Source organism: Streptomyces sp. NPDC048825 (genome assembly GCF_043198355.1).
Classification (GTDB): Bacteria; Actinomycetota; Actinomycetes; order Streptomycetales; family Streptomycetaceae; genus Streptomyces; species Streptomyces xiangluensis.
Window position 1 is genome coordinate 1 of record NZ_JBICUR010000004.1, and the last position, 11,096, is coordinate 11,096.

Annotated in this window: 11 protein-coding genes; 4 read left to right on the top strand and 7 right to left on the bottom strand. The window is 70.6% G+C overall.

Features of this window, described 5'->3' with window-relative positions:
* Positions 1-324 precede the first annotated feature (324 nt).
* Positions 325-1,227, bottom strand: coding sequence for a TIGR01777 family oxidoreductase (locus ACGFNK_RS11425; protein ID WP_393414446.1), 903 nt, complete (start codon positions 1,225-1,227; stop codon positions 325-327).
* A gap of 105 nt (positions 1,228-1,332) precedes the next feature.
* Here ACGFNK_RS11425 and ACGFNK_RS11430 point away from each other — a divergent pair, with 105 nt between their 5' ends.
* Positions 1,333-1,821 carry a GNAT family N-acetyltransferase gene (locus ACGFNK_RS11430; protein ID WP_393414449.1) on the top strand — a complete coding sequence of 163 codons (489 nt, stop codon included), beginning with the start codon at positions 1,333-1,335 and terminating at the stop codon, positions 1,819-1,821.
* Positions 1,822-1,858: 37 nt separating this feature from the next.
* Here the strand turns inward: ACGFNK_RS11430 and ACGFNK_RS11435 are convergent, their stop codons facing one another.
* The gene (locus tag ACGFNK_RS11435; protein WP_393414452.1) at positions 1,859-3,043 is read right to left on the bottom strand and encodes a MarP family serine protease; all 1,185 of its coding nucleotides are present in this window, start codon (positions 3,041-3,043) and stop codon (positions 1,859-1,861) included.
* Between the two features lie 189 nt (positions 3,044-3,232).
* Between ACGFNK_RS11435 and ACGFNK_RS11440 the strand changes: the two genes are divergently transcribed.
* The gene (locus ACGFNK_RS11440; RefSeq protein ID WP_393414455.1) at positions 3,233-4,015 is read left to right on the top strand and encodes a peptidoglycan recognition protein; all 783 of its coding nucleotides are present in this window, start codon (positions 3,233-3,235) and stop codon (positions 4,013-4,015) included.
* A gap of 86 nt (positions 4,016-4,101) precedes the next feature.
* Positions 4,102-4,335, top strand: coding sequence for a hypothetical protein (locus ACGFNK_RS11445; protein ID WP_393414458.1), 234 nt, complete (start codon positions 4,102-4,104; stop codon positions 4,333-4,335).
* Between the two features lie 3 nt (positions 4,336-4,338).
* Here the strand turns inward: ACGFNK_RS11445 and ACGFNK_RS11450 are convergent, their stop codons facing one another.
* Entirely contained in the window at positions 4,339-4,857 is a 519-nt protein-coding gene (locus ACGFNK_RS11450; protein ID WP_344396269.1) for a DUF4240 domain-containing protein, read from the bottom strand.
* Between the two features lie 158 nt (positions 4,858-5,015).
* Here ACGFNK_RS11450 and ACGFNK_RS11455 point away from each other — a divergent pair, with 158 nt between their 5' ends.
* Positions 5,016-5,963 carry an SDR family oxidoreductase gene (locus ACGFNK_RS11455; protein WP_393414460.1) on the top strand — a complete coding sequence of 316 codons (948 nt, stop codon included), beginning with the start codon at positions 5,016-5,018 and terminating at the stop codon, positions 5,961-5,963.
* Here ACGFNK_RS11455 and ACGFNK_RS11460 read toward each other — a convergent pair.
* From ACGFNK_RS11460 to ACGFNK_RS11475, 4 genes are all read right to left on the bottom strand, one after another.
* A complete protein-coding gene (locus ACGFNK_RS11460; RefSeq protein WP_393414463.1) occupies positions 5,947-6,939 on the bottom strand; it encodes a helix-turn-helix transcriptional regulator in 993 nt (330 codons plus the stop codon). The two genes, ACGFNK_RS11455 and ACGFNK_RS11460, sit on opposite strands and share 17 nt — an antisense overlap.
* Before the next feature lie 226 nt (positions 6,940-7,165).
* Positions 7,166-9,868: a pyruvate dehydrogenase (acetyl-transferring), homodimeric type gene (gene aceE / locus ACGFNK_RS11465; RefSeq protein ID WP_393414466.1), complete on the bottom strand. Its 2,703-nt coding sequence runs from the start codon at positions 9,866-9,868 to the stop codon at positions 7,166-7,168.
* Between the two features lie 469 nt (positions 9,869-10,337).
* Positions 10,338-10,835 (bottom strand): hypothetical protein, encoded by a 498-nt coding sequence (locus tag ACGFNK_RS11470; RefSeq protein WP_393414469.1) that lies wholly within the window; start codon positions 10,833-10,835, stop codon positions 10,338-10,340.
* 129 nt (positions 10,836-10,964) lie between these two features.
* A complete protein-coding gene (locus tag ACGFNK_RS11475; RefSeq protein WP_386346073.1) occupies positions 10,965-11,096 on the bottom strand; it encodes a hypothetical protein in 132 nt (43 codons plus the stop codon).

Genomic DNA, 11,096 nt, shown 5'->3' on the forward strand with positions numbered 1-11,096 from the left:
GTCAGCCCGTCGCAGGGTGGGCATACGGCCCTTCGTCTGACACAGGGCGCAGGTGACCTGAGACAGAACCTACGCGACGGGCATACGACGCACCGGCCCACGTCCCCTCCCGCCGGTGGGAAAGTGCAGGGTTCGTCTGGGCGCAGGCTTTTGCTTTTAGGGGCGCGGGGAACTGCGCGACCAGCCACGACGCACCCGCAGCCGCGACACGACATGTCACCCCCCACCCCCTGGCGGGGGCCTGGGGCGCAGCCCCAGTTTCGGGAAGGGGCGGGGCTGGGGAAAGAAACCCCCCACCCCAGCCCCCGCGTACCCGCACCGGAATCACTCCCGGGCCGCCGCCCGAATCGCGTCCTCGATCCCGGCGAACGCGAAGGAGAAGCCCGACTCCAAAAGCCGGGCCGGGAGCACCCGCTGGCTGCCCAGCACATCCCCGGCCATCTCGCCGAGTACGAGCCGCAGTGCGGACGCGGGCACCGCGAAGAGGGTGGGCCGGTGCAACACGCGGCCCATCGCCGCCGTGATCTCCCGGTTGGTGAGCGGCTGCGGAGCCGTCAGATTGAAGGGCCCCGACAACGACTCCGTGTCGAGCAGATGCCGCAGCGCGGCCACGTGGTCGTGCAGCGCGATATACGACCAGTACTGCCGCCCGTCACCCAGCCGCCCCCCGAGCCCCGCCTTGAACAGAGGGAACAGCCGCTCCCAGGCCCCGCCCTTGGCGGACACCACCAGACCGGTGCGCGCGAAGACGGTCCGTACGCCCGCCTCCTCGGCCGGAGCCGCCGCCTCCTCCCACTCCACGCACAGCGAGGGCAGAAACCCGTCCCCGGGCGGCGCGTTCTCGTCCACGGCCCGCTCGCCGGTCTCTCCGTAGAAGCCGATCGCACTGCCGTTCACAAAGACCCGCGGCAACGGGGAGAGGGAGGCGGCCGCCTCCGCGAGCGCCGCCGTGCCGAGCACACGGCTGTCGCGGATCTTCCGCTTGTACGCGTCCGTCCAGCGGTGGTCACCGATCCCGGCCCCGGCGAGGTTCACCACGGCGTCGCACCCGCTGAGGCCCGCCGCGTCGACGTACTGCCGCTCGGGATCCCACTCGACCTCGTCCTTCGCCCGGGGTGTACGGCGCACCAGCCGCACCACCTCGTGCCCGTCCGCGGTCAGCGACCGCACCAGTGCCGCACCGATGAGACCGGAGGCCCCGGCCACGGCGATTCGGGAAGCTTCCATGCCCCCATCCTCCGCCCACGGCCTTCGCGGCACCGTGCCGAGGGGTGTCCGAAGCGTGCCGAAACACCGGACGAGGGCTCGCACGCCCGCCGTACAGTGACCTCCATGCCCGTCCTGCACATACGCCCCGCCCTGTTCGAAGACGAGGACGCCCTGGGCCGTCTCGACCGTGCGACCTGGTCGTATCTGCATGCGGTCAGGCCCCGGGAAGAGCCTCCGTACGAGCCGTTCTTCGGTGACCGCTACGGACCCCGCGACCATCTCGTCGCGGAGGTGGACGGACGCCTCGTCGGCTATGTGCGCCTCGGTTTCCCCACCCCGCTCGTCTCCAACGCACACGTACGGCAGATCCAGGGCCTCGCCGTCGCCGAGGAGGCGCGCGGCCTCGGCGTGGGCCGGGCGCTGATCCGTGCGGTGATCGAGGAGGCCCGCCGCCAGGGTGCCCTGCGCATCTCGCTGCGCGTCCTCGGCCACAACACTCCGGCCCGCAAGCTGTACGAGTCGGAGGGCTTCGTCGTGGAGGGCATCCAGCCGGGGGAGTTCTACCTCGACGGGAAGTACGTCGACGATGTGCTGATGGGGCGCAGTCTCTGAGCCTCCGTCAGGGCACCGACCCTGCCCCCTTCAGGGCTCAGGACGTGACCAGGTCGCCCGTGTCCACCGGCGTCGACGACCTCGCCGCCTGCTGTGCGTCGTCGGCGACCTCGTCGGCGGTCAGGACGTAACCCGTCTCGTCGTCGCTCGTGGACCGGGCGAAGACGACCCCGTACACCTTGCCGTCCGTGGTCAGCAGGGGGCCGCCGGAGTTGCCGGGCAGGACCGTGGAGCGGATGGAATAGATCTCGCGGGTGACGATGTCGGAGCCGTAGATGTTCTGGCCCCTGGCCTGGATCTTGTTCGCGACGGTGGCCGCCTGGAGGTCCAGGCCGCCGTCCTGTGGGTAGCCCGCGACCACGGCCGCGTCGCCGCGGGTCGCGCTGTTGTCGAAGGGCAGTACGGGGGCCTCCAGGCCCGGTACCTGGAGGACGGCGACGTCCTTGTCGGGGTCGAAGAGGACGACCTTCGCCTCGTACGCCCGTCCCGTGCCGCCCACGCGTACGGTCGGCTCGTCGATGCCCGCCACCACGTGGGCGTTGGTCATCACATGCTCGGACGCGTACACGAAGCCACTGCCCTCCCGGCCCTGGCCGCCCGCGACGCCCTCGACCTTCACCGAGGAACGCGTCGCCGCCCGGTTGGCCGCCGCGGTGACGCTGTCCCCGGAGGGCTTGGCGACGCTCGTCGCAGGCTCGCTCTCGAATGGGTTGAAGACCTGCGGGAAGCCCGCCTCCGTGAGCGCCGAGGTGGCGCGGGAGAACCACGCCGGGGTCGTCTCCGGCATGACGTCCTGGACCGTGCCGAGCAACGAGGAGCCGCGGATGGCCTGGCTGAGGACGGGAGACGCGGAGGCGGCGAGCACGCTCGCGGCGACCCATGACACCACCAGGACGGCCAAGGTGTTGGCCGCGGCTCCGCCGACTCCGTCGGCGACACGCAGGGGACCCTGGTCCAGCTCGCGGCGCAGCCGCAGGGCGAGGCGCCCAGCCAGCTCGTGCCCGACCACGGCCGGCAGGAGCACGGTGAACACCGCCGTGAGCGTCGCCGCCGTGGTCCCCGCCGCCACCAGGTCCATCATCCAGGGCAGCACCCATACGCCGATGACCGCGCCGCCGACGAAGCCGGCCAGCGACACACAGCCCGCCACGAGCCCGCGCCGGTAGCCGTACGCCGCATAAACGAGGATCACCAGCAACAGCAGGATGTCGAGCAGGTCCACGGAGCACCCTTTCTCTTGGGCCCCTCAGTACGTGCGCCGCAGGCCCAGTGATCAGGCACGCGCGCGGGGAGCCCCTGTTTCGGCCACGCGCGCGTGGAACCTAAGAAACGCGCTGAGCACGGGTGTTGGTTCCACCAGGTGGCACAGCACACATCGCGGACGGCACGGGTGTCCCGGAGAGTGGGCCTCATGCGTGTCTTCCGTGCACCGCTGTCGCGACTGCCGCGTGCGGTGCGGGTGGCCCTGGTCTGTCTGCCCGGCCTCGCGGCCGTCACCGCGCTGGTCCTCTGGGCCATGGGCGCCGACCGGACGCCGACGGGCGCCGGACGGCCCGCCACGGCGCGGACCCCCGCGGGACACCGCGCCGAACGGCCCGCCATCGTGCCCAGGGAGCGCTGGCTCGGCGACGCCGCGTACACGCGCCCGCCCGCCCGGTACGCCGACCGCGTCCTGGCCGTGTTCGTGCACCACACCGACTCGCCGAACGACTACGACTGCGCCGACGCGCCCCGCATCATCCGGGACATGTACGTCGGGCAGGCCGGAGGCCGGCAGTGGGACGACATCGGCTACAACTTCCTCGTCGACCGCTGCGGCACCGTCTACGAGGGCCGGGCGGGAGGAATCGAGCGGCCCGTCGTCGGGGCGCACACGCAGGGCTTCAACGTCGGTACGACGGGGATCGCCGCGATCGGCACCTTCACCGCCGGCGTGCCGGTCCCACGGGCCATGACCGACGCCATCGCGGCCGTCGCCGCCTGGAAGCTGGGCCTCGGCGACATCGACCCGCGCTCCCCGGTGCGGCTGGTCTCCACGAACAGCATGAGCAAGTACCGGGCAGGCGCCCCCGGGACCTTCGCGGCCGTCGCGGGCCACGCCGACGGCTACTACACCGCCTGTCCGGGCGCGGCCCTGACGGCCCGTCTCCCCGCGATCCGGGAACGGGCGGCCCACCTCCAGGGCAGGCGATAGCTCACAGCTACGCCACAGCCGGCTCACCGATCACCCAGAGCCGCGCCTTCCAGCATCGGGGCACGCACTGACCGGAGGTGGGGATCATGAACAGTCACCAGCACGACAGGCATCAGCTGCCCAGGCGGACGTCCCTGTGGGCACGGGCCGTACGGAGCCCGTGGACCGTGGCCTGTGTAGTGGCCGCCGTAGTGGTGGGGCCCTCCGCCGCCACCGCGTCCGCACTCGACCGAGCCAACGCGGCGCCTCCGCACAGCGCGCCGAGGACCGGCTCGTACGCCCCGGACGTTCCCCGGCACGTACCCGTCCAGAGCCGGTAGCGCTCAGTCCGCGAACCGCTCCCACAGCCGTGGAAAACGTTCCGCCAGAACCTTCTGGTTCTCGAAGTCGATCGGCGTGCCCGTCGGCTCCGGGGGCGCCGCCGGGATGCCGAGGTCCGGGGCGACGGCGCCGGTGAGCTGTTCGTACGCCTCGTCCGCCGCGTAGCCGAGCTCCTCCCCGTCCCCGTCGACCTCGTCGTCGAAGTCGGGCAGGAGCTCGGCGAGCTGGTCGGGATCGTGCACGGCGTGCTCGTACACCTCGCGCCCCTGGCCGATCAGCCAGCAGCGGAAGAAGTCGAAGGCGTCGTCGCTGGCGCCGTCGAGGAGGATCCAGGCGGCGCCCCAAAGGTCCCATGTGTAGGCGCGGTTGTAGCGGGCCTCGAAGTGACGGGCGAAGTCCAGCACCGAGTCCGGGTCCAGCCCCAGAAGCCGTTCGACGAGCAGGTCGGCCTGCTCCTCGGGGTCGCCCTCGGCGGCCTCGCGGGTTGTGTCCACCAGCTCCCAGAACTCCGTCTCGTCCATCACGTGCACCAGCATCGGGCCTGTACCCGGCCTGCGCACCCGGGGACGGACAGATCGTTATGCGTGCACATGCCGAAGGAAAGGCCACGGACAGTCCACGCGACAGTCGACTGGAAAGCCGGACAGCGGATGTCGGCTTTTGGCGGGATGCTCGGCGTATGGAGAACGCACAGGCACTCAAGGGGAAGATCGCCCTGGTCGCGGGCGCAACGCGCGGCGCCGGACGGGCCATGGCCGTGGAACTGGGACGCGCCGGAGCCACTGTGTACGTCACGGGACGCACGACCCGTGACCACGTCAGCGAGGTCGGCCGTTCCACCGAGACCATCGAGGAGACCGCCGAACTGGTCGACGCGGCGGCCGGAACCGAAGGCCGGGGCATCGCCGTGCCGACCGACCACCTGGAGCCCGATCAGGTACGGGCCCTCGTCGCCCGCATCGACCGGGAACAGGGCCGTCTCGACCTCCTCGTCAACGATATCTGGGGCGGTGACGCACTCCTCGACATGGGGTCGCGTGAGCAGCCGAAACTGTGGGAGATGGACCTCGACAAGGGACTGCGGGTCATGCGCCTCGGCATCGAGTCGCACATCGTGACCAGCCACTGCGCCCTGCCGCTCCTGGTCCGCAACCCCGGCGGCCTGCTCGTCGAAGTCACCGACGGAACCGAGGAGTACAACCGCGCCACCTACCGCAAGCCGTTCTTCTACGACCTCGCCAAGACGACCCCGATCCGCATGGCGTACGGCCTCGGCGAGGAGCTGAAGGAGTTCGGCTGTACGGCAGTCTGTCTCACGCCGGGCTGGCTGCGCTCCGAGGCGATGCTCGACAGCGCCTTCCACGTCACCGAGGAGAACTGGCGGGACGCCTGCGAGCAGGCTCCGCACTTTGCGATCTCCGAGTCGCCCACGTACATCGGACGGGCGCTGACCGCGCTCGCCGCCGATCCCGATGTGGCGCGCTGGAACGGGCAGTCGCTCTCCAGCGGAGGCCTGGCCCGGGAGTACGGCTTCACGGACACCGACGGGTCCGCGCCCGACGCCTGGCGCTATATCGCCGAGGTCGATCAGACGAGCGCGTCCGCGGACGTCACGGGCTATCGGTGACCTGCGCGTCGTAGTACGCCGCCGTCCGGGCCGCCGCCTGCGCGAAGCGCTGCCGCAGCCCGGACGGCTGAAGGACCTCCACCTCCGGTCCGAGGGCGAGGAGTTGGGTGTACGCCACGTCGTGCGACTCGACGCGCAGTGTGAGCGTCAGCCGGCCCTCGCCGTCGGGCGGCCCTGACTGAGCCAGCGCCTCCTGCGCGGAGAGCGGGTCGACGGCGTACTGCAGCTGCCGCCTGCCCGCCTCCGACAGCCGGATCACCACCGTCGCCCGCAGGATCGACCGCGCGAACTGCACCGCTCGCTCCGCCCAGAAGCCGGGCAGATCGAATGCCTCATCGCGTACGAAGCGCTCGTCGCCGCTCTCGACCGCCGTGAACCGGTCGATGCGGTAGACGCGGAAGGAACCCGGGTTCGGAACGTGGGCGCACACATACCAGACGCCCGCCTTCAGCACGAGCCCGTACGGCTCCAACTCCCGCTCCACCTCGGCCTCTTGCCGCCGATAACGGGCAGTGATCCGCCGGTCGTCCCACACTGCCTCCGCGACGGCGGGCAACAGCTCGGGCGTCTTGGGCTCGGTGAACCAGGCGGGCGCGTCCAGGTGAAACCGCTGCGCCGCGCTGTGCGGGGCGTCGCGCAGGGAGGGCAGCAACGCCGCCGACACCTTCAGCCGCGCCCCCGAGGCAGCATCCTCGAGCCCCATCTCGCGAAGCGCCCCCGGCACCCCACTCAGAAACAACGCCTCGGCCTCACTCCGCGCAAGCCCGGTGAGCCGCGTCCGGTACCCACCGATGAGCCGATACCCACCGGCCCGCCCCCGATCCGCATACACCGGCACACCGGCCTCCGACAGTGCCTGCGCGTCCCGAGTGATGGTCCGCTCGGAGACCTCCAACTCGCGGGCGAGTTCGGCGGCGGTCATGGAGGGGCGGGACTGGAGGAGCAACACCATCTTGATGAGGCGGGCAGCGCGCATGGCTTCATGATGCCGGGCGCTCCGCGGGAAGTGCGGTTGGAATCTGCGGGCTGTCGGTGGTTGAGCGCGCAGTTCCCCGCGCGAAGCCCCTTCAGGGGCGCGGGGAACTGCGCGACAAGCGACGACGGACCCGCAGATTACGAACCGGCCGTTGCTGCGGGGCGCGGGGCGGAGCCCCTGGGGATGGGACGGGTAGGGGCGGCGGAGGCGACCCCCCTCCCGGCCCTTACAACCCGTACCGCTCCCGCGCCTCCTTCACGTCGGAAGCCTTGATCTCCCCCCGGCGGGCGAGCTGGGCCAAGGCCGCTACCACGATCGACTCGGCGTCGACCCCGAAGTGGCGGCGAGCCGCCTCGCGGGTGTCGGAGAGACCGAAGCCGTCCGCGCCGAGTGAGGAGTAATCCTGTTCCACCCACTGCGCGATCTGGTCCGGAACCTGGCGCATGTAGTCCGAGACCGCGAGGACCGGACCCTCGGCGCCATGCAGCACCTGACGGACGTACGGCACCCGCTCCTCGCCCCGCAGCAGCGCCGCGTCCGCCTCCAGGGCGTCCCGGCGCAGCTCCGTCCAGGATGTCGCCGACCAGACATCCGAAGCCACGCCCCACTCCTCCGCGAGCAGCTTCTGGGCCCGGAGCGTCCAGTGGATCGCCGTTCCGGAGCCCAGCAGCTGGATGCGCGGCGCGTCGGCAGCGGGCGAAAGGCCCGCGGACTCGGCCGTGTTGAAGCGGTAGAGGCCCTTGATGATGCCCTCGTCCACGCCGGGGGCGGCGGGCTTCGCGGGCTGGGGGAGGGGCTCGTTGTAGACGGTGAGGTAGTAGAAGACGTTGGGGTCCTCGCCGGGAGCCGACTCGCCGTACATGCGGCGCAGACCGTCCCGTACGATCGCCGCCACCTCGTACGCGAACGCCGGGTCGTACGTCAGCGCCGCCGGGTTCGTCGCCGCGATCACCGGCGAGTGTCCGTCCGCGTGCTGCAGGCCCTCACCCGTCAGCGTCGTACGGCCGGCAGTGGCGCCGATCAGGAAGCCGCGGCCGAGCTGGTCGCCGAGCTGCCACATCTGGTCGGCCGTGCGCTGCCAGCCGAACATCGAGTAGAAGATGTAGAAGGGGATCATCGTCTCGCCGTGCGTCGCGTACGACGTCGACGCCGCGATGAAGTCCGCCATCGAACCGGCCTCGGTGATCCCCTCGTTGAGGATCTGGCCGTCCTTGGCCTCCTTGTAGTACATCAACTGGTCGCGGTCGACCGGCTCGTACGTCTGCCCCTTCGGCGAGTAGATGCCGAGGGAGGGGAAGAGCGATTCCATGCCGAAGGTGCGCGCTTCGTCGGGGACGATCGGTACCCAGCGCTTCCCCGTCTGCTTGTCGCGGACCAGGTCCTTGACCAGGCGTACGAAGGCCATCGTCGTCGCCACGTTCTGCGTGCCGGAGCCCTTGTCGAACGACGCGAAGGTCTTGTCGGCGGGCGCGGGCAGCGGCGCCGGCGCGTGCGTGCGGCGGGCCGGGGCCGGGCCGCCGAGGGCCGCGCGGCGCTCCTGGAGGTAGCGGACCTCGGGGGAGTCGGTGCCGGGGTGGCCGTACGGGACGACCCCGTCCACGAACTGCGCGTCGGAGATGGGCAGTTCGAGCAGGTCGCGCATCTGCTTGAACTCGTCCGTCGTCAGCTTCTTCATCTGGTGGTTGGCGTTCTTGGACGCGAAGCCCTGGCCGAGCGTGAAGCCCTTCACCGTCTGAGCGAGGATGACGGTCGGCGCGCCCTTGTGCTCGACCGCCGCCTTGTACGCGGCGTACACCTTGCGCGCCTCATGACCACCGCGGGACAGATGGAAGCACTCGAGGATCTTGTCGTCGCTCAGCAGCTTCGCCATCGCGGCGAGCGCCGGGTCGGCGCCGAAGAAGTCCTGGCGGATGTAGGCGGCGTCGCGGGTCTGGTACGTCTGCACCTGCGCGTCCGGTACCTCGCGGAGGCGGCGTACGAGCGCGCCCGTGGTGTCGAGCTGGAACAGCTCGTCCCAGGCGTTGCCCCACAGGGACTTGACGACGTTCCAGCCCGCGCCGCGGAACTGCGCCTCCAGCTCCTGCACGATCTTGAAGTTCGCGCGGACCGGGCCGTCGAGGCGCTGGAGGTTGCAGTTGATGACGAAGGTGAGGTTGTCGAGGCCCTCCCGGGAGGCGAGCGCGAGTGCCGCGGTCGACTCGGGCTCGTCCATCTCGCCGTCGCCGAGGAACGCCCATACGTGGGACTGCGAGACGTCCTTGATGCCGCGGCTGGTGAGGTAGCGGTTGAAGCGCGCCTGGTAGATGGCGGAGAGCGGGCCGAGGCCCATCGAGACTGTCGGGAACTCCCAGAGCCAGGGGAGGCGGCGCGGGTGCGGGTAGGAGGGGAGGCCGTTGCCGCCCGACTCCTGGCGGAAGTTGTCGAGGTGCGTCTCGTTCAGGCGGCCGTCGAGGAAGGCACGGGCGTAGATGCCGGGGGAGGCGTGGCCCTGGATGTAGAGCTGGTCGCCCGAGCCGTCGCCCTCCTTGCCCCTGAAGAAGTGGTTGAAGCCCGTCTCGTAGAGCCAGGCCGCGGAGGCGAAGGTGGCGATGTGGCCGCCGACGCCGTGTTTCGAACCCCGGGTCACCATCGCGGCCGCGTTCCAGCGGTTCCACGCGGTGATACGGGCCTCCATCGCCTCGTCGCCGTCCACGGTGGGCTCGGCGGCGGTGGGGATGGTGTTGACGTAGTCGGTCTCAAGGAGCTTGGGCAGCGCGAGACCGCCCGCCTCCGCGCGCTCCAGCGTGCGGCGCATCAGATATGCGGCGCGGTGCGGCCCGGCCGCCTTGGTGACGGCGTCCAGAGAGGCACGCCACTCGGCGGTCTCCTCGGGGTCGCGGTCCGGGAGCTGGTCGAGCTCGCTCGGCTGGATAGCGGTGGGGTCGGTCATTGCGCCGCCTTCCGGATACGGAGGGGCACGTGAAGGGGGTTCCTTCGACGGTCTCCCTCAGCGGTAAGGGGTTGGGATGTGCCCTTTGTCTTTGGCAGGACAGGGCGGCGGGCTGTGTGGCAGCCCGTCGGCGACTGTAACTCCCTGATCGATGATCGATCAAAGGGTTGAAGCCCTAAATCTGCCGATGTCGAGAAATTGGCATGCGGTGCCGCCAGTTGAGGCACCGGGTGCCGCGTTTTCCCTGCTCAGCTGAGCGCGAGCCGGGCAGGGCTGAGCGGGCAGGGCTGAGCGGGCAGGGCTGAGCGGGCAGGGCTGAGCGGGCAGGGCTGAGCGGGAAGGGCTCAGAAGGGCTCAGTTGGAAGGGCGGTTCGAAGCTGCGGGTCCGTTGTGGCTGGTCGCGCCCGCGCGGCGGAGCCGCACATTGATACAGCCCCGCGCCCCTCGAGGGGCGCGGGGAACGTCAGCGTCATCCGGTCGCCGTCTGCCTCTCGGTCTCCGGCTGATCTGCGGCGGAGGAAGTCTGCCTGCTCTCCTCGCGTTCGGCGCGTTCGCGCTCGATGCGTTCGTGTTCCTCGCGTTGGCGTGCGGACTGCTCCCGGGTGACCACTTCGGTGGCGGCGCCGACCGCTACCGCCACTGGCCAGCCGATGGCCCCGGCCGCGGTCATGCCGCCGAGGAGGCCGTAGAAGGCCAGCTTGCGGGGTGAGGGGAGCAGTGAAGTGGCCGCAGAAGTCGCGGTGGTGGCCACGGACGTGGCTGCGGAAGTGGCCGTACGGAAGGCGTCGCCCGGAGTTACGTACGGAATGGGGACCTTGGCGTGCGCGGTGTGCATGTGCACCACCTTGCCGCCGGTCCGCTTCTCCTGGTCCTGCGCCTCCCGGGCGCGGGTCTCCTCGCCCTGCGCCTGGGTCGGTTCCTCCTGGGGTTGTTCCTGGGATTCTGGCTTGACGTGTGGGGGAATCATCTCCGCCCTCCCATGCTGGAAAGCGTGAGTCGCTGTCCCCGGACCGCCTTCCATGCATACGCGCTGATAAACCCAACAAACGGACAAACATGCCCGGGGTTACCGGGAGGTTCAGAGTCCGCGCGGCGGTCAGGCAGTGGCGGCCACCGGACGCCCGCTCGCGGCGAACGACTTCCAGAGCTGCATGATCAGGCGTACCAGAACGGCCTCGATCAGGGCGATCGCCACCTGGGTCAGGATCGTGCTGAGGATCTGCGGCAC

Coding starts and splice junctions, on each gene's coding strand:
- ACGFNK_RS11425 (WP_393414446.1), bottom strand. CDS start 1,227: ATGGAAGCTTCCCGAATCGCCGTGGCCGGGGCCTCCGGTCTCATCGGT.
- ACGFNK_RS11430 (WP_393414449.1), top strand. CDS start 1,333: ATGCCCGTCCTGCACATACGCCCCGCCCTGTTCGAAGACGAGGACGCC.
- ACGFNK_RS11440 (WP_393414455.1), top strand. CDS start 3,233: ATGCGTGTCTTCCGTGCACCGCTGTCGCGACTGCCGCGTGCGGTGCGG.
- ACGFNK_RS11445 (WP_393414458.1), top strand. CDS start 4,102: ATGAACAGTCACCAGCACGACAGGCATCAGCTGCCCAGGCGGACGTCC.
- ACGFNK_RS11450 (WP_344396269.1), bottom strand. CDS start 4,857: ATGGACGAGACGGAGTTCTGGGAGCTGGTGGACACAACCCGCGAGGCC.
- ACGFNK_RS11455 (WP_393414460.1), top strand. CDS start 5,016: ATGGAGAACGCACAGGCACTCAAGGGGAAGATCGCCCTGGTCGCGGGC.
- ACGFNK_RS11460 (WP_393414463.1), bottom strand. CDS start 6,939: ATGCGCGCTGCCCGCCTCATCAAGATGGTGTTGCTCCTCCAGTCCCGC.
- aceE (WP_393414466.1), bottom strand. CDS start 9,868: ATGACCGACCCCACCGCTATCCAGCCGAGCGAGCTCGACCAGCTCCCG.
- ACGFNK_RS11470 (WP_393414469.1), bottom strand. CDS start 10,835: ATGATTCCCCCACACGTCAAGCCAGAATCCCAGGAACAACCCCAGGAG.